The sequence below is a fragment of the Micromonospora sp. NPDC047762 genome (genome assembly GCF_043204655.1).
Classification (GTDB): domain Bacteria; phylum Actinomycetota; class Actinomycetes; order Mycobacteriales; family Micromonosporaceae; genus Micromonospora.
This window is the reverse complement of the sequence record NZ_JBIDCQ010000003.1, coordinates 274,889-291,761: the sequence shown is the minus strand read 5'-3', so window position 1 is coordinate 291,761 and position 16,873 is coordinate 274,889. Positions and strand designations below refer to the sequence as shown.

19 protein-coding genes and 1 riboswitch are annotated in these 16,873 nt (G+C 71.4%); of the genes, 13 read left to right on the top strand and 6 right to left on the bottom strand.

All coding sequences use genetic code 11. The features are described from left to right. Positions 1–7 precede the first annotated feature (7 nt). A complete protein-coding gene (locus tag ACGF3C_RS12190; RefSeq protein WP_357230173.1) occupies positions 8–1,264 on the top strand; it encodes a hypothetical protein in 1,257 nt (418 codons plus the stop codon). A gap of 142 nt (positions 1,265–1,406) precedes the next feature. Then, positions 1,407–2,270, top strand: coding sequence for an alpha/beta fold hydrolase (locus tag ACGF3C_RS12185; protein ID WP_393221355.1), 864 nt, complete (start codon positions 1,407–1,409; stop codon positions 2,268–2,270). 19 nt (positions 2,271–2,289) lie between these two features. On the opposite strand, the gene ACGF3C_RS12180 is transcribed toward ACGF3C_RS12185, so the two are convergent. Further along, positions 2,290–2,460, bottom strand: coding sequence for a hypothetical protein (locus tag ACGF3C_RS12180; RefSeq protein ID WP_357230325.1), 171 nt, complete (start codon positions 2,458–2,460; stop codon positions 2,290–2,292). 197 nt (positions 2,461–2,657) lie between these two features. On the opposite strand from ACGF3C_RS12180, the gene ACGF3C_RS12175 reads away from it, so the two are divergent. Both ACGF3C_RS12175 and ACGF3C_RS12170 read left to right on the top strand, forming a co-directional pair. Continuing rightward, the gene (locus tag ACGF3C_RS12175; RefSeq protein ID WP_357230323.1) at positions 2,658–3,287 is read left to right on the top strand and encodes a hypothetical protein; all 630 of its coding nucleotides are present in this window, start codon (positions 2,658–2,660) and stop codon (positions 3,285–3,287) included. A gap of 111 nt (positions 3,288–3,398) precedes the next feature. Next, complete coding sequence (locus ACGF3C_RS12170) at positions 3,399–3,857, top strand: hypothetical protein (RefSeq protein ID WP_357230321.1); 459 nt, start codon at positions 3,399–3,401, stop codon at positions 3,855–3,857. A gap of 36 nt (positions 3,858–3,893) precedes the next feature. On the opposite strand, the gene ACGF3C_RS12165 is transcribed toward ACGF3C_RS12170, so the two are convergent. Then, positions 3,894–4,799: a DUF72 domain-containing protein gene (locus tag ACGF3C_RS12165; RefSeq protein WP_357230319.1), complete on the bottom strand. Its 906-nt coding sequence runs from the start codon at positions 4,797–4,799 to the stop codon at positions 3,894–3,896. 134 nt (positions 4,800–4,933) lie between these two features. Between ACGF3C_RS12165 and ACGF3C_RS12160 the strand changes: the two genes are divergently transcribed. Beyond that, positions 4,934–5,437 carry a DinB family protein gene (locus ACGF3C_RS12160; RefSeq protein ID WP_357196842.1) on the top strand — a complete coding sequence of 168 codons (504 nt, stop codon included), beginning with the start codon at positions 4,934–4,936 and terminating at the stop codon, positions 5,435–5,437. 46 nt (positions 5,438–5,483) lie between these two features. Here ACGF3C_RS12160 and ACGF3C_RS12155 read toward each other — a convergent pair whose 3' ends face one another. Together ACGF3C_RS12155 and ACGF3C_RS12150 are read right to left on the bottom strand one after the other, a co-directional pair. Further along, positions 5,484–7,547 carry a glycogen debranching N-terminal domain-containing protein gene (locus ACGF3C_RS12155; RefSeq protein WP_357230317.1) on the bottom strand — a complete coding sequence of 688 codons (2,064 nt, stop codon included), beginning with the start codon at positions 7,545–7,547 and terminating at the stop codon, positions 5,484–5,486. Beyond that, on the bottom strand, positions 7,544–7,993 hold the full coding sequence (locus tag ACGF3C_RS12150) for an SCP2 sterol-binding domain-containing protein (protein ID WP_393221349.1): 450 nt from the start codon (positions 7,991–7,993) through the stop codon (positions 7,544–7,546). Before ACGF3C_RS12150 ends, ACGF3C_RS12155 begins: the two co-directional genes overlap by 4 nt. A gap of 161 nt (positions 7,994–8,154) precedes the next feature. Here ACGF3C_RS12150 and ACGF3C_RS12145 point away from each other — a divergent pair, with 161 nt between their 5' ends. After that, a complete protein-coding gene (locus tag ACGF3C_RS12145) occupies positions 8,155–9,201 on the top strand; it encodes an NAD(P)-dependent alcohol dehydrogenase (protein WP_393221346.1) in 1,047 nt (348 codons plus the stop codon). A gap of 9 nt (positions 9,202–9,210) precedes the next feature. Here ACGF3C_RS12145 and ACGF3C_RS12140 read toward each other — a convergent pair whose 3' ends face one another. Then, entirely contained in the window at positions 9,211–9,720 is a 510-nt protein-coding gene (locus tag ACGF3C_RS12140; RefSeq protein WP_393221344.1) for a DUF664 domain-containing protein, read from the bottom strand. Between the two features lie 78 nt (positions 9,721–9,798). On the opposite strand from ACGF3C_RS12140, the gene ACGF3C_RS12135 reads away from it, so the two are divergent. Beyond that, positions 9,799–10,314 (top strand): 2'-5' RNA ligase family protein, encoded by a 516-nt coding sequence (locus ACGF3C_RS12135; RefSeq protein ID WP_393221341.1) that lies wholly within the window; start codon positions 9,799–9,801, stop codon positions 10,312–10,314. 209 nt (positions 10,315–10,523) lie between these two features. Further along, positions 10,524–10,709 (top strand): hypothetical protein, encoded by a 186-nt coding sequence (locus ACGF3C_RS12130; RefSeq protein ID WP_238677098.1) that lies wholly within the window; start codon positions 10,524–10,526, stop codon positions 10,707–10,709. A gap of 16 nt (positions 10,710–10,725) precedes the next feature. On the opposite strand, the gene corA is transcribed toward ACGF3C_RS12130, so the two are convergent. Further along, on the bottom strand, positions 10,726–11,859 hold the full coding sequence (corA, locus tag ACGF3C_RS12125) for a magnesium/cobalt transporter CorA (protein ID WP_393221338.1): 1,134 nt from the start codon (positions 11,857–11,859) through the stop codon (positions 10,726–10,728). Between the two features lie 155 nt (positions 11,860–12,014). Here corA and ACGF3C_RS12120 point away from each other — a divergent pair, with 155 nt between their 5' ends. The 5 genes from ACGF3C_RS12120 to ACGF3C_RS12100 all read left to right on the top strand — a co-directional run bounded on the left by ACGF3C_RS12120 (position 12,015) and on the right by ACGF3C_RS12100 (position 16,870). After that, a complete protein-coding gene (locus tag ACGF3C_RS12120; RefSeq protein WP_357229433.1) occupies positions 12,015–13,973 on the top strand; it encodes an amino acid transporter in 1,959 nt (652 codons plus the stop codon). A gap of 86 nt (positions 13,974–14,059) precedes the next feature. Beyond that, positions 14,060–14,171, top strand: a riboswitch (SAM riboswitch). 32 nt (positions 14,172–14,203) lie between these two features. Continuing rightward, entirely contained in the window at positions 14,204–14,347 is a 144-nt protein-coding gene (locus ACGF3C_RS12115) for a hypothetical protein (protein ID WP_357229430.1), read from the top strand. 100 nt (positions 14,348–14,447) lie between these two features. Next, complete coding sequence (locus ACGF3C_RS12110; protein ID WP_357229427.1) at positions 14,448–15,314, top strand: ABC transporter substrate-binding protein; 867 nt, start codon at positions 14,448–14,450, stop codon at positions 15,312–15,314. A 39-nt stretch (positions 15,315–15,353) separates the two neighbouring features. Further along, complete coding sequence (locus tag ACGF3C_RS12105; protein WP_357196873.1) at positions 15,354–16,127, top strand: amino acid ABC transporter permease; 774 nt, start codon at positions 15,354–15,356, stop codon at positions 16,125–16,127. Then, positions 16,124–16,870: an amino acid ABC transporter ATP-binding protein gene (locus tag ACGF3C_RS12100; protein WP_357229425.1), complete on the top strand. Its 747-nt coding sequence runs from the start codon at positions 16,124–16,126 to the stop codon at positions 16,868–16,870. The genes ACGF3C_RS12105 and ACGF3C_RS12100 overlap by 4 nt, the downstream gene beginning before the upstream one ends. Positions 16,871–16,873: the final 3 nt, after the last annotated feature.

The following is a 16,873-nucleotide window of genomic DNA, read 5'->3' as shown; positions in this document are numbered from 1 at the left end:
GGGCCCCATGCCCAGGTTCCGGCGTACCGCGCTCGCCGCGGGACTAACGATCGCCATGGCCGCGTTGTCGACCGCCGTCGCGCTGCCCGCACCCGCGGCTGCCGCGCTGCCCACCGCCGCGGTGGCACTCGGGGACAGCTTCATCAGCGGCGAGGGCGCCGGGGCGTACACCCCGGTCGTCGACGTCAACGGAGTCAGCCAGGGCTTCCCCGGTTGGACGGCGGCGAACAACAACGCGTTCTTCTGCCACCGTTCGGCGAACGCCTCGCTCAACCAGGCCAACCTGCCGGGCATCCAGAACCGGTTCAACCTGGCCTGCTCCGGTGGCCAGCCACACGACATCGCCAACGCCTCCCAGGCGCGGACCAACGGTCGTACCGTGGCCTCGCAGCTGAGCCAGTTGCGCGCCGTCGCGCAGACCCAGGACATCGACCTGGTGCTGATCGGCCTCGGTTCCAACAACAGCTCGTTCACCTTCGGCAGCGTCGCGGAGAAGTGCGCCAACCGGTTCATCGCCGACGCCTGGACCGGCTGGTGGGAGTTCTGGGCGTACCTGAACGGGCCGGTGGAGCAGAAGCCGTGCAGCGACGCCGACCTGGCCACCGCCGCGCAGCTCAGCGCCGCGACCGCGGAGACCACCGCGGCCGTACGCCAGATCCTGACCACCCTCGACCAGGTGGACGCGGACGGGCAGCACCGGGTGGTGTTCCAGGACTACACGAACCCGCTGCCGCTGGACCTGAACCAGCAGTTCCACGAGGAGGACAGCCGGGACGACACCCGGGACAAGTTCCGTGACCTGGGTGCCGAGCGGTACGCGGCCGGTTGCCCGATCCACCGGGCCAGCCTGGCGCCGGGGCACCGCTTCTCCCAGGGTCTGGGCGGCATCGTGAAGTCCACCCGGGACACTCTGGCTGCCGAGTTCCCCGCCGACGACCTGGTGTACCTCAACGTGCAGCAGGCCTTCAACGGTGCCCGGCTCTGCGAGCAGACCAGCAGCCCGAGTGGCGCGCTGGCCACCCCGATCCGGCTCCAGGACGGCGCGACCGGCACCTTCGTCACCAGCCTCGCCGGCAAGGACAAGATCGCCATCCAGCGCATCGCCAACACCTGCGTCAGCTACTTCCAGACCTGCCAGGAGTCGTGGCACCCGAACGCCACCGGGCACCAGGTGCTCGGCCAGTGCCTGAGCGGCGCGGCCTCCACCAGCGCCCGAGCGGTGGCCTGCGTCCGGGCCAGCAACGGGGCGATCTCGGTCTCCTGACCACAGCATCCTTCGGAGGGCTCCGCCGATCGGCGGGGCCCTCCGTCGCGTGCAGCGAGCGCGCGACACGTCCGCCCGTCGTTGTCGTGGGCCGCACGGCCGGCTACTACCCGCCGGTAACGTCAGGCCGTAGGCTGGGTCGGTGAACGGGGACCCGGAATACGCGCAGGAGTTCGTCGACGTCGACGGTGGCCGGCTGGGTGTGCAGGTCTATCCGGAGCCGCCCGGGGTGACCGGCGCGCCGGTGGTGGTGATCTGGCCGGCGATGGGGGTCCGGGCCCGGTACTACCGGCCCTTCGCCGCCGAGCTGCGCGCCGCCGGGCTCGCCGTGGTCGTGGCCGACCTGCGCGGCACCGGGGCGAGCACGCCCACGCCGAGTCGGGCGGACCGGCACGGTTACACCGAACTGGCCAACGACGTCGGTGCCGTCCTGGCCGCTCTCAAGCCGCGACTGGACGGGCGCACCCGACTGCTCCTCGGGCACTCACTCGGCGGTCAGGCCAGCCTGCTGCATCTCGCCCTGCACGGCACCGACGAGGTGGACGGCCTGGCGCTCATCGCGGTCGGCATCCCGTACTGGCGGACCTACCCGGGCCGGCGCGGCCTCGGCGTGCTGCCTCTCACCCAGGGGATCGCCGCGACGGCGGCGCTGCTCGGGGTCTGGCCAGGCTGGGGCTTCGGCGGGCGGCAGGCGCGCGGCGTTGTCCGTGACTGGGCGTACACGGCGCGGAGCGGCCGTTTCCCCCGGCTCGACGGTACGGACACCGAGGCGGCGGTCCGCGCGGTGCGGACCCCGGTGCTGGCCGTCAGTGTGGACGACGACCAGTTCACCCCGCACGAGACAATGGACCACCTCTGCGCGAAGCTCGTCGACGCGCCGGTGACCCGGGAGCGTTACACAGTGGCGCAGGCCGGGGCGGCACTGGACCACTTCACCTGGGTCCGGGCGAGTGCCCCGCTGGCGCGGCGGATCGCCGGGTTCGTCGGCGACCTGCCGCCCCGCTGAGCCGTACCGGCCGGTCGACTCACTCGTCCTGGTCCAGCGGCACGAGTTTCCCGTCCCGTTCCACCTGGATCTCGGCGTGCTCCTTGCGGGGTGCGACCTCTGCGGTGTTCCGGTGTGGGTCGTTGTCGGGGTGCATGAGCACCGCGTCTGTTTTGGGGGTCTTCTCCCGGCTCTCGTCCGGCTGCGACATCGCGTTCCCCTCTCGTCGGCGTCGCTCGGGATCTACCCGCCGCCGGGCGAACGACTCCTGCCCAGGGCAGGTAGAACCGCCGACGCCGCTGATGTCCGGTAGCGGCCCGCCACGGCGGTGATCGGCCCGCCCGGGGCGGGGTTAGCCGCTCGACCGGCGGGTAAGCCGCACCGCCCGACACGGCGGAAGGGGATCACATGTCCGAACGGCATACCGCACTGCGCTCGATGCACGATCTGGGCCTGGCGGCCTGGTTTGGCGGCTCCCTCATGGGTGCCTTCGGCGTCAACGGCGCAGCGGCGAAAATCAGCGACTCGACCCAGCGGCTCCCGGTCGCCTCGGCCGGATGGTCCAAGTGGACACCGGTCAACGCGGCCGCGATCGGCGCCCACCTGGCCGGCGCCGTCGGTGAGCTGGTGACCGAGAGCCCACGGGTGGCGGCCCAGGCCGGCGTGGGCCGGGTCAGCGCCATCAAGACCGCGTTGACCATCGGCGCGCTGGCGGTCACCGGTTACAGCCGGTTGGTCGGCATGCGGCTGGAGAAGGCGGGCGGTCCGTCGGTGAGCGGTGCCACCGAGCCGAACCACCAGACACCGGCCAGTGTGGCCTCGTCGCAGCGGCAGATGAAGCTGCTCCAGTGGGCCATTCCGGCGCTGACCGGGACCCTGGTCGTGGTCACCGCGTACATGGGTGAGCAGCAGAAGCCCGGCCAGGTGTTCCGCGGGATGCTCGGTCGCGCCGGTGGGATGAAGGGCGCCTCGAAGGGCATGATCAAGATGGCGGGGATGAGCAACGGCAAGCGGCCGATGGCGATGGCCGGACGCTGAACGGCAGGCCGGCCGGCGTCCCGCCGCCACCTCGACGGCGGGGCGCTGACCGGCCTGCGCGCGCACCGGAGCGATGACGGGTCCCGCGCGGGCGGCGGGCGTGCCGGCGACATGTCGTACGCCGCGCTCGGGCGGGCGGTCCCGGCCCGAGGACGGCACATCGTCCGCCGTAGCGGCGGACCGACGAGCGGGGTGGCCATGACGGCGCACGAGGGACGCAGCGGGAACAACGACCGGCTGGAGCCGGAGGCGACCAAGTCGTGGGGCACCGGCGACGGCTTCGACGCCGACGCGCCCTGGGGCACTGGCGACGACTCACCGATGGACGAGGGCAGCGAGGAGACCGCGGTGCCCGAGGGACGGCGCGGAGAGCGACGCGCGGGTGCCCCGGTGGGCCGGTCGGACCCGGCGGGACGACACGGCTTCGGCTCGGTCGAGCCGACCCGTACGACGATGGCCGGACCCGGTGCCCCACCCGATCCCGCCCCCAGCGGCAGGAGCTTCCCCGACGACGCGGACATCGGCGAGTCGACCCAGGACGCCCTGCGCAGCCGGGGACGGCGGTCCTGAGCGGACCGGCGTCGGGCCGGGTGACCGGTGCGAAGATCAGCCGGTCGCCGGGACGGCCTGCTCGACGAGCATCGTCTCGGCGAGCAGTTGCGCCAGCCGGGTGGCGTCGCGCTGGGCCTGCCCTGCGCAGCAGTTGTTGAACAGCACGTGCAACTCGTCCGAGAGGTCGGCGAACTCGGCCAGCAGCCCGGCCCAGTGTCGGAGCTCGTCCTCGGCGTACGCGTACCGGAACTTCTCCTGCTTGTCGCCCTCGCGCCAGGCGTCGCTGTGACCGTGGAACCGGACGATCGCCGGCTCCGCCGTCATGGTCAGGATCGGCGGCACCGACGACGGGTGCCCCTGTGGCATGTCGACGCAGACCAGGGACAGGTCGTGGGCGCGTAGCAGGTCCAGAGTGTCCGCCGCCGCGCCGTCGTCCAACCAGGAGCCGTGCCGCAGCTCCACACCGACCCGCCACGGGCGGCAGCGCTGCGCCAGCTCGACGATCCGGCGTTCGGCAGCGGGGCTGCGCACCAGCCACGGCGGGAACTGCAACATCACCACACCGAGCTTGCCGGCCGCCGCGATCGGGTCGAGGGCCGCGCGGAACCGGGCCCACAGCTCGTCGTACGCCGGCTCGGGCAGGTCTCGGCGGCGGATCCGGCTCGGGCCGCCGGCCGGTCGCAGGTCCCGTGGCAGCACGGCGACCGGTGTCGGGTGACCGGTGAAGAGGCTGAACGCCTTGACGTCGAAGGTGAAGTCGTCCGGGGTGGCGTCCACCCAGCCCTGGGTCGTCTCCGGCACCGGGATGGCGTAGTAGGACGTGTCCACCTCGACCATCGGGAACTGGCTGGCGTAGAAGCCCAGTCGACGGGCCGGCGTGCTGGCCGAGCGTGGGTACCACCCGGAACGCAGCAGGGACTGGTCCGCCCAGGACGACGTGCCCACCTTAATCACACCCATGTCATTCAGTGGACCGCCACCGGCGCGGATCGGCAACCGCTGGCGGGTCTTCGGTCGAGGAGGTGTCGTGCCCGGGAAGTGTCGGTGCCTCGCCCTACGGTGGCACCGGGTGGACATCAACGAAGGGTGGCGGCATGACCAGCACTGAGCGGCTCACCGGTGAGCGCGCCGATCTCCTGCAGACACTCCGCAGGCACCGCGGTTTCCTCCTGCAGACGGTCGACGGGCTCACCGACGAGCAGGCGGCCAGCCACCCCACCGTCAGCGGTCTCTGCCTCGGCGGCCTCATCAAGCACGTGTCCGGCGTCGAGCACCGGTGGATGCTCTTCGCCGCCGGTGGTGCGGAGGCGATGAACCGCGAGGAGATCGACTGGGTCGGTCAGTTCCAGATGTTGCCGGGCGAGACCCTCGCCGGGCTGGTCGAGCGCTTCCAGGAGGTGGCCGCCCGGACCGACGAGTTGACAGCGACCCTCGACCTGGACGCGGCGCACCCGCTGCCGCAGGCGCCCTGGTTCGAGCCGGGAGCGAGTTGGACGGTCCGGCGGGTGCTGCTGCACCTGATCGCCGAGACGGCCCAGCACGCCGGGCACGCCGACATCCTGCGGGAGTCGATCGACGGCGCCAAGACCATGGGCTGACCCGACCACCGCGCGGGCGGGCCGCGCGGTGGTCGCCGAACAAGCCTCAGCGGAGTCGGGTGCGTGCCCGAACCTCGGTGGTGCGGTCCCTGGCGTAGGCGTCGGAGTGGCCCCAGCGGCCCGGGATGTCCAGCAGTTCCAGCCGACCGAACCCCTCGGGCACGGCCGGGTTCACCAGCAGGTTGTCGCCGGTGGGTCGCAACCCCAGGGTGGTGCTCAACAGCATCAGCAGTGCCCCGGACGACCACGACTGCGGGCGCGCGGCCCCCGGCAACTGCACCGGATACTTCGTCAGGCTGCGCTCGTGCCCGGCGATCGCCTCCGGCACCGCGCCGCCGAGAGTCTGCGCCAGGTCGAAGATGCCGCCCGCGATCATGGCCGCGTGCGTGTCGCAGCCGTAACGGCGCAGACCGGCGGCGATCAGAGCGTTGTCCGCCGGCCACACCGCCCCCAGGTGGGCGCCCACCGGGTTGTACGGGCGCTGCCCGGTGGCGAAGGTGCGCACCCCCCAACCACTGAACAAGCGCGGTCCGACCAAATGCTCGGCGACCGTCTCCGCGCGGTCGTCCGGGACAATCCCGCTCCAGAGCAGATGCCCCATGTTGGAGGCCAACGCGTCGACCGGCTCACCGTACGGGTCGAGCGCCAACGCGTAGTAGTCCCGGTGGGGCAGCCACCAGTCCCGGTTGAAGCGGTCCTTCAGCGCCGCGGCTTCCCGCTCCAGCCGGTCGGCGTACGCGGGGTCGTCCCAGAACTCCCGGGCCAGCCGGGCGCCCCGCCTCTTCGCGTCGTACGCGTAGCCCTGCAACTCGCAGGTGGCGCGGGGAAATGCGGGTTGCCTGTCGTCGGCGCTGGTGATTGAGTCCGGGGAGTCCTTCCAGCACTGGTTGACGGCGCCGTGGCGCTCATTTCGACGCTGGTAGCGCACATAGCCGTCTCCGGTCAGGTCGCCGTACTCGTCGATCCAGTCCAGCGCCATCCGGGCCGGGTGGCGCAACTCGCGTACCAGGTCCCCGTCACCGGACCACCGCTCGTACTCGTCGAGCAGGATGACGAAGAGCGGGCTGGTGTCCGCCGATCCGTAGTACAGCGCGTTCGCCCGGTCGCCAAACACGCCGGATTCGCCGTACCGGAGGTGGGCCAGGATCTTGCCTGGTTCCTCGTCGAGATCGTCGTCGAGGTGGCCGCCCTGCATGAAGGCCAGCATCCGCAGCGTCGCGGGGGTCAGTTGCGGGGTGAACGCCAGCGTCTCCAGGCACGTGATGATGCTGTGCCGTCCGCACAACCACATCGCCCACGGCAGACCGGCGATCGGCACACGGGCGTCGTACGACAGCGGCCGGTACCGCAGTGCCGCCAGGTCGGCCAGGCTCCCCCGGTACATCTCCTCCAGTCCGGCGCGTTCGGCCACCAGTTGCGGCGCCTGGTCCATCCAGTTCGCCAGGCTCTCGCGCATCCCGGTACGCACGGCCCGCTGGTGGGACTCCAGGGAGTCGCGGACGTCCTGCCCCTCCGCACCGCCCATGGTCATGGCGATGTGCAGGTCGGTCTCCCACTTCCCCTCCGGAGCGATCCGGACCCGGAACGTCATTCCTCCCTCGTCCACCTCGACCGGTTCGGTGCTCCGCACTGTGGTCTGGCGGACGAAGCGCTGCCGTTGGTACCGCAGCACGAGCTGCTGGTTCGTCGAGTCCGCGGCGACCTCGACGGCCCGCTGGCGGAGGTGCCCGATCTCGGCGATGTCGGTGAAGTCGCTGCCCATCTCCACTCGTATCGTGAAGTCGGCCGGCTCCGACGAGTGGTTGAGCACCGTGATGTTCTCGTGCAGACAGTCGTGGATCGAGCGGTGGCGGATGATCGACACGTCGGCGTCGACGTAGTGGCTGGCCGCGCCGGGGACCAGGACGAACCGCGTCTCGAAGTACGTCAGGTCGTCGCGGGAGAGCGCGTTGATCCGTTCGCCGTCGATCCTGAGCACCCAGTGGGACAGGAAGCGGGTGTCGTACGCGAAGAGCCCGACGGGTGACCGCGGGTCGGCCTCGATGTCGCCCTGAGCGTCGGAGATCGCGAACACGTTACCGGCGATCACGTGGAGCAGTTCCTGCCTCACGACCGTCCCTCCCAAGCGTGCACCGGGCGACGGTCTGAGGCCTGGGCACCCGCCGCGCTCCGGTCCGAGGGCCGAGCGGCAAGGGCAGCCCGGCCGAGCTCCCGGGGATGCCGGGCCCCGCTCGGCCCCCCGAAGATCCGCCGCAGCAGCATCAGCAGTCGCATGTCGCCGTGAAGGGCGAGGTCGTTGCGCAGCAGAGCCGCGCCGGGGTGCAGCTGCCCGTTGACCATCCGGTCGAACACCCGCCGGTCCGCGCTGACGACCAGGTCGGCGTCGTCGGCCGACCGTGCCACCTGAACCTGCTGGTCGGCGACTGTGAGGTACCAGTGGTCGGTGCTGCCGTCGTCGCGCACGTCCAGCCGCAGCGTTCCCGCTGTGGTCTCCGGCAGGTCGGGCCGCCGACCGGTGTCCAGCTGTCGCAGGTACTGCTCCGCCGTCGCGCCCATCGGCTCCCCTCCCCACGGTTCCCCGCAGGATCACCCGCGTCGGGGTGAGCCCGGTTCACCCGAAACGGGTGAGGTGCCGGATCTGCTGCGGCGTCGGCCCGTTTGCTCTGGGACGAGGTGGGCAGCCCAGTGGTTCAGCCGAGCGGACGGGAGCACCGGTTATGCGCGCGCTGCGATTGCGGGAGTGGAAGTCGGAACCGGAGTTGGTCGAGGTTCCCGATCCGACGCCGGGGCCAGGTCAGGTGGTGGTCCGGATCGGCGGTGCCGGCGCCTGCCATTCCGACCTGCACCTGATGGACGAGTTCGAGCCCGGCACGATGCCCTGGAACCCACCTTTCACTCTCGGGCACGAGAACGCCGGCTGGGTGCACGCCCTCGGTGCCGGGGTGACCGGGCTGTCGGTCGGCCAACCGGTCGCCGTCTTCGGCGCTTGGGGCTGCGGCACCTGCGCCCGATGCCGGGTCGGGCTCGACCCGTACTGCGAGAACCCGTCCGCTGCGCCGGTACCGAGCGGGGGCGGCGGCCTTGGACTGGACGGCGGCATGGCCGAGTTCGAACTGGTCCCGGACGCGCGGCACGTCGTGCCTCTTCCGGAGGGTCTGGACCCGGCACAGGCCGCACCGCTCACCGACGCAGGGCTCACCCCGTACCACGCCATCCGGCGCTCCTGGCCGAAGCTGCCACCGGGCAGCACGGCCGTGGTGATCGGGGTCGGCGGGCTGGGGCATGTGGGTGTGCAGATCCTCAAAGCCACCACAGCCGCGCGAGTGATCGCCGTGGACACCCGGGCCGAGGCGCTGCGGCTGGCCGAGGAGTGCGGTGCCGAGCGCACCGTGACCTCCGGCCCGACCGCCGCCGAGGAGATCCGGGACGCCACCGGCGGGCGGGGCGCCGACGTGGTGCTGGACTTCGTCGGCACGGACACCACCCTGGCGCTCGGCGTGGCGGTGGCCCGCACCGTGGGCGACCTGACCATCGTGGGGATCGGCGGCGGCACCGTGGGGGTGTCGTTCTTCTCCGTGCCCTACGAGGTGAGTATCGCGACCACGTACTGGGGCAGCCGCCCCGAGCTGGTGGAGGTGCTCGACCTGGGTGCCCGGGGCCTGGTCCGTCCGAAGACCACCACCTTCGCGCTCAGCGACGCGCCGGACGCGTACCGCCAGTTGCGCGACGGGACCCTGGAGGGCCGGGCGGTGATCGTGCCGTGAGCCCGGCGGTCAGTCGGCCTGGAGGAGGCCGCGCACGTAGGCGGCCTGACCCACGTGTTGCAGGTCGTCGTCGACGATGCTGACCAACCGGACGCCGAGGGTGACCGGCGGGTCCCACGACTCGTCGACCACGCGGTCCAGGTCCGCCGGGCCCAGGCCGGCCAGCAGGCTTCCGGTACGCGCCGCGACCGCCTCGTAGTAGTCGATCAGCGCCTGCGCGCTCTCCGGCCGCACCGCGGCGACCTGGGTGGGCGAGTGCCCGTAGCCGGTGTTGTCGGGGTCGGCGGCGAGCGCGAACCGACCCGCCCAGTCGCCGCTCACCCAGATCTGCTCGGCGTCGAGCAGGTCGGCGACGTGGTGGTCCTGCACCCGGGTGAGGTGCCAGACCAGCCAGCCGACCGAGTTGGCGCCCGGTCCGGGCTGGTGGCGCAGTTGCTCGGGGCTGAGGCCGTCGACCGCCGCGCGGACGAGGTCGGGCAGCCTGTCGTACGCCTCGGTCAGCAGGTCACTCACGTCCACGGGCACGCCTTCCAGATCGGTTTCCGAACAGATACCGCCAACCCAGGGCGCGCAAACCTCGGCCGCTACGGTGATCGAATGGTCGCCGCGGTGGAGTTGTACCTGGACCCGGACGCCACCCGCCGGATCCGGGTGCTCTGGGACGCGCTGGAGGCCGAGGGGGTGCAGAGCATGCGCTCGCTGCTGGAGCAGCGCCACCGTCCACACGTCTCGCTCATGGTGGCTCCCCGTTTCGACCCGGAGCAGGTCGCCGAGGCGCTACAGGGGACTGTGGTGGCCGCCCCGCTGCGGCTCGACTTCCAGCATGCCGGCCAGTTCGTCGGTCGGGTGCTCTGGCTCGGGCCGGCGCCCACCCCGGAGTTGCTGGCGCACCACCGGCTGGTGCACGACCGGCTCGCCGCCGCCGGCATCGCCCTCGCCGAGCACTACCGGCCGGGGCGGTGGGTGCCGCACTGCACGCTCTCCATGCGGGTGCCGAACACGCTGATGGCCGCCGCGGTGCGCCGCTGTCTGGAGGTGTTGCCGCTGAGCGCGACAGTGGTCGGCGCGGCGCTCACCGACCACGCGCGAGGAATCGCCCACCCGCTGCCGTGACCGCACCTCGACCGTCGAGGCGTAATGTCCGGTTTGGCGGGCGGCAGTCGGAAACCCGAAAACAAGCGGTGCGGATGCGGCCGGGCGTGGGAAGGTTCGAGTGGCTGTCGTACCGGTGGTGGGCTGCTCACAGGCGGTCCGCCCGGCCGGTGTGGCGCGGGGTCACCCCGCGCCACCCACGGCGGCTTCGACGAGGAGAGGCAGGGCCCATGCAGGCTCAGCGCAGGCCACCGCGCACGGAGCGGAGCCAGACCCGGGACGACCGGACCGGCGGGGGAATGACCGGGGCGGCCACGCCACTGACGATCTGGGCGGCCGCCGTACTGCTCGGCCGGATCAGTGCCGGCGACGACGACGTCGAGGACGAACGGCACATCCTGCGCGGCATCGAGTGAATCCCGGCCGCGCGGGTCAGAGCCAGCCGCGCCGCTTGAAGATCACATAGAGGGTGCCGCAGACCAGCAGCATCAACAGCAGCGCGAAGAGGTAACCGAAGCGCCAGTTCAGCTCCGGCATGTGGACGAAGTTCATGCCGTACACGGTGCCGATGAGCGTGGGAGCGAAGAGGATCGCCGCCCAGGAGGAGACCTTCTTCAGCTCCTCGTTCTGGCTGTAGCTGGCCGCGGTGAGGCTGCGCATCTCCTCGTTCTGCTGCTGCGAGACGAGGGTGGCGTTGACGGTGAGGATGTTCTGCAACAGGTGCCGGAAACCGTCCACCCGCTCCACCACCTGGGTCAGGTGGTCGGTCACGTCGCGCAGGTAGCGGCGCAGCTCCTCGTCGGCGCTGGCGCTGCCGGCGCCGTCGGCCAACGCGTCGAGCACGCTGAGCAGCGGGCGGGCAGCCCGCTGGAACTGGATGACCTCGCGGCTGAGCCCGTAGATGCGGCGGCTGGCGTTCGGGTCGCCACCGAACACCTGGGTCTCGATCTCGTCGATGTCGTTCTCCAGTCCGGCCACCACCGGCGCGTACCCGTCGACGACCTGGTCGAGGATCGCGTACAGGACCGCCTCCGGCCCCCGGGCGAGCATCTGCGCCTCGGTCTCCAGCCGCCGCCGCACCGCGGCCAGGTCGGGTGCCTCACCGTGTCGGACGGTGACCACGAACCCCGGGCCGATGAACAGGTGCAGCTCGGAGAACTCGACCTCCTCCCGGAGGTCGTCGTAGCGGGCGGCACGCAGCACCACGAACAGGGTGTGCCCGTAGCGCTCCAGCTTGGGCCGCTGGTGGGCGTTGATCGCGTCCTCGACCGCCAGGTCGTGCAGCCGAAACTCCCGGGCCAGCGAGGTGATCTGCTCGATGTCGGGCCGGTACAACCCGATCCAGGCCATCGCGCCTTCCTGCTCCTGGAGGCAGCGGTACGTCTCGGCGAGGCCGGACGGCGAGGCGAACCGGTGCCCCCGGATGTAGACCGCACTGTCCACCAGGCCGCCGTGGGACGCGGCGGCGGGTGACTCCGTGGGCGGCGGCACACCGACCCTCGTCTCGTACTCGTCGAGTTGGCGGCCGAAGCCCCCACCCGGGCGGAAGCGACGGCCGCCGACCATGCCCTGTCCCCTCCCCCGGTGCCGTCCCGACCAGCCCGGGGCGCTGCTTCCCCTCTGTCCCGGGCCCTGAAACCCGCAGTGGAGTCGGTTGGGTTCCCCGCACCAGCGGACGGGGCCCGCCCGCCGGGCGGATACTCACGGTGACCGTGGGCGGGATGACGGGGGACGCGCCGGTGAAGGTCGACAGACGCACCGGCCGGTTGCGGGGGTGGCTGCTCGAAGCCGGCTCGGACCAGGCCGTGCAGCACCCGGGGCCGCACGGGCGCCCGCCGGAGCACCGGCACCACCCGTGGTGGAAGGTGATGTGCCTGACCGGGGTCGACTACTTCTCCACGCTGGGTTACCAGCCGGGCATCGCGGCGCTGGCCGCCGGGGCGCTCTCACCGGTGGCGACCCTGGTGCTGGTGCTGGTGACCCTGCTGGGGGCGCTGCCGGTCTACCGGCGGGTGGCGGTGGAGAGCCCACACGGCGAGGGCTCCATCGCGATGCTGGTACGCCTGCTGAGCTACTGGCCGGGCAAGTTGCTGGTGCTGGTGCTGCTCGGTTTCGTGGCCACCGACTTCATCATCACCATCACCCTCTCGGCCGCTGACGCGACGGCGCACATCGACGAGAATCCGTTCTGGCCGAGCGGGCTCAAGGGGCACGAGGTACTTGTCACGCTGCTGCTGGTGTCGCTGTTGGGCGCGGTGTTCCTCAAGGGATTCACCGAGGCCATCGGGATCGCCGTCGTCCTGGTCGCGGTCTACCTGACGCTGAACGCGGTGGTGGTGGCCGACGCGCTGTGGCGGGTGGCGACGCATCCGAGCGCGGTCGGCGACTGGACCACGATGCTGACCACCGGGCACGGCGATCCGTGGATGGTGGTCGGGCTGTCGCTGTTGGTCTTTCCGAAGCTGGCGTTGGGTCTGTCCGGCTTCGAGACCGGGGTGGCGGTCATGCCGAGCGTACGGGGTGACCCGCAGGACTCGGAGGCACGACCGCTGGGCCGGATCCGCGGCGCGCGACGGCTCCTCACCACCGCAGCGGTGATCATGAGCGTCTTCCTGATCACCAGCAGCGTGACGACCACTGTGCTCATCCCGCCGGAGGCCTTCCGGCCGGGTGGACCGGCGAACGGGCGCGCGTTGGCCTACCTGGCGCACGCCCACCTCGGCGAGGTGTTCGGCACCATCTACGACCTGTCCACTATCGGAATCCTCTGGTTCGCCGGGGCATCGGCGATGGCTGGTCTGCTCAACCTCGTGCCGCGCTACCTGCCCCGTTACGGCATGGCGCCGACCTGGGCGCGAGCCGTCCGGCCGCTGGTGCTGGTCTTCACCGCCGTGGCGTTTCTGATCACGATCGTCTTCGAGGCCAGCGTGGACGCGCAGGGCGGCGCGTACGCCACCGGGGTCCTGGTGTTGATCACCTCGGCCGCGACGGCGGTGACGCTCGCGGCGCGCCGGCAGCGTCAGCGCGGCCGCACCATCGCGTTCGGCGTCATCGCGGTGATCTTCGTCTACACCACGTCGGCGAACGTGGTGGAACGCCCAGACGGTGTCAAGATCGCGGGCTGTTTCATCGGCGGGATCATCCTGGTGTCGGTGCTGTCCCGGCTGATGCGGGCCTACGAGCTGCGCGTCGACCACGTGGAGCTGGACCACACCGCCGCTCGGATGATCGACGAACGTGCCGGACGACGGATCCGCCTCATCGCGCACGAACCCGACCGGCGCGACGAGTCGGAGTACCGCGCCAAGCTGGCGCAGACCATGGCGGACAACGAATTTCCCGACGACAGCGACGTCATCTTCGTCGAGGTCACTGTCACCGACCCGTCCGACTTCGAGACCGAGCTGCTGGTCCGCGGCGGGGTGGTCGACGGCCGCTTCCCGGTGCTCAGCCTGGCCAGCTCGTCGGTGCCCACCGCGCTCGCCGCCCTGTTGCTGGAGATCCGCGACCGCAGCCGTCGACGCCCTCACATCTACTTCGAGTGGTCCGAGGGTGGCCCGACCCGCAACTTCCTGCGCTACCTGGCGTTCGGACAGGGCGCCATCGCCCCGGTGACCCGGGAGATCCTGCGCCGCCAGGAGCCCGACCCGAACCGTCGACCGCACGTGCATGCCGGCTGACCTGCGAGCCGACAGTCCGTCGCGCACAGTGAGCGTGGTCATACCGACTGGACGATCCACCCGTTCCTGCTGCTAGCCTCGGCGTAGGTCATGAGCGCCAGCGCGAAGCCCCGGCTCGCTGGCCGGCAACCCTCCTCCGCGGTGGGGTGCCCCGGGTGAAGACCAGGCACCGGCAGGACGTCGGTGCAAGCGTGGCCTGGCACCCAGGTCAGCACAGACCCGGGAGAACCATGCGCATCATCCTCAGCACCACCCCACCGACCGACGTCGCGGACGCCCGCACCGGTCGACCCTCGCCCGCCCTGATCCGGCGACGGCACGTGGACATGATGCGAATGTGCAGCGCCGCCTGTCGTCGCGGCACCGCGCTCTAGCACCCCCTTCCCGAGCTCCTTTCCCACCGGTACGCCCATCGGGCGCGCCGTCGGTGGCGCACGCCCGTGCCCGCCGAGACACCACCCTTCGGAGACACCAGTGCGATTCCTTCCTGCCCTGACCCGCGCCGCCGCCCTGGGCGCGGTCACGATCCTTGCCGCCACCGCCCTCACCGCCTGCGGAGACGACAGCTCCTCCGACGCCGGCGCCAACCCGTACGGCCTGGCCCAGTCGGGCGTGCTGCGCGCCGGAACGCTGACCGACGCCCCGCCGAACGTGTACCTCGAGGACGGCAAGTTCACCGGCTTCGACAACGACCTGCTGACCGCCGTGGCCGGCAAGCTCGGTCTCACTGTCGAGTTCGTCGGCACCGACTTCTCCGCGCTGCTCAGCCAGGTCAACAACCGCAAGTTCGACGTCGGCAGCTCCTCGATCACCATCACCGAGGCCCGCAAGAAGACCGTCGACTTCGGCAACGGCTACGACTTCGGCTACTTCGGCCTGGACGTCCCGGCCGGCTCGCCGATCACCGGCTTCGACCAGCTCGCGGGCAAGCGGGTCGTGGTGGTGCAGGGCACCGTCCAGGACGACTACGCCACCGGCAAGCAGCTCAACCCGGTGCGGGTGCCGGACTACAACGGCGCGATCAACCAGCTCAAGGCGGGCACCGCCGACGCCTGGATCGCACCGGCCGAGATCGGTGAGAAGTCGGCCGCCGACAGCAAGGGCAAGATCACCGTGGCGGCCAAGCAGCTCAGCCCGGCACCGACCGCGTACGCGGTGGCCAAGGGGAACGACAAGCTGCGCGAGGCGCTGAACAAGGCCCTCGACGAGGTCATCGCCGACGGCACCTGGACCCGGTTGCAGGCCCAGTACTACCCGGGCCGTCCGATCCCGGCGGACTTCGCCCCGGGCAGCGGCGCGGTCAAGGTCGCGCCGTCGGCGTCCGCGTCGGCCGCGTCCTGAGCCGGTGACGAGCGAGCGGGGCGGTAGGAGGAGCAACCGATGGATCCGTTGAGCACCCTGTGGGAGACCTTCTTCGACTGGGACGCGATGCGCGAGGCGCTGCCCGAGATGCTGACCGTCGGGTTGCCCAACACGCTGATCCTGGCGGTCTCCGCCGCCCTGCTCGGCTCGGTGCTGGGCCTGTTGCTGGCCGTCGCCGGGATCTCCCGCAGCCGCTGGCTGCGCTGGCCGGCGCGGGTCTACACCGACGTGTTCCGGGGGCTGCCGGCCGCGGCGACGATCCTGCTGATCGGGGTCGGGCTGGCCCCGCTGGGCATGCAGGTCTGGGGGCCGGATCCCTACCCGTTGGGCATTCTGGCGCTGTCGCTCATCGCCGCCGCGTACATCGGCGAGATTTTCCGCTCGGGCATCCAGTCGGTGGAGGCCGCCCAGTTGGAGGGTGCCCGGGCGCTCGGCTTCTCCTGGGCCGACGCGATGCGGCTGGTGATCATTCCGCAGGGCATCCGGCGGGTGCTGCCGGCCTGGGTGAACCAGCTCATCGCGCTGATCAAGGACTCCAGCCTGGTCTACTTCCTCGGCCTGGTGGCCAGCCAGCGGGAGCTGTTCCGGATCGGGCAGGACTATGCGGCCACCACCGGCAACGAGTCGGCGCTGCTGCTGGCGGGCCTCTTCTACCTGGCGTTGACAGTCCCGCTGACGCACGTCGTCAACTGGATCGACCGGCGGCTGCGCAACGGCCGGCCGGCCACCGCACCTGACGACGAGGACGACGAGCCCCTGTTGCCCACCGCCACCCAGGGAGACCGGCGATGACCACCACGGAAACGACCACCTCGGTCAGCCTCGACGTACGCGACGTGCACCTCGCCTTCGGGCCGAACCGGGTGCTGCGCGGCGTCGACCTCTCGGTGCCGCGGGGCGCGACGGCCTGCGTCATCGGCCCGTCCGGGTCGGGCAAGTCCACCCTGCTGCGCACCATCAACCGGCTGATCGAACCGGACCGGGGCGACGTGCTGCTGGACGGGCGCAGCGTGCTGGGCGACGACCCGGACGCGCTGCGGCAGCGGGTGGGCATGGTGTTCCAGCAGTTCAACCTCTTCCCGCACATGAGCGTGCTGCGCAACGTCACGCTCGCGCTGCGCCGGCTGCGCAAGCTCGACACGGACGAGGCGGAGGCCGTGGCCCGGGCCCAGTTGGAGCTGGTGGGGCTGGCCGGCAAGGCGGATTCCCGGCCGGCGCAGCTCTCCGGTGGTCAACAGCAGCGGGTGGCGATCGCCCGCGCGTTGGCGTTGCGCCCCGAGGTGATGCTCTTCGACGAGGCGACGTCGGCGCTCGACCCGGAGCTGGTCAAGGGCGTCCTCGGGGTGATGGCCGACCTGTCCGCCGCCGGCATGACCATGGTGGTGGTGACCCACGAGATGGGCTTCGCCCGGCAGGTCGCCGACACCGTCGCGTTCATGGACCGGGGCGTGGTGCTGGAGGCCGGCCCACCCGCGGCGATCTTCGAACGGGCCGAGCACCCGCGGCTTCGCCGGTTCCTCGACCAGGTGCTCTGAGCA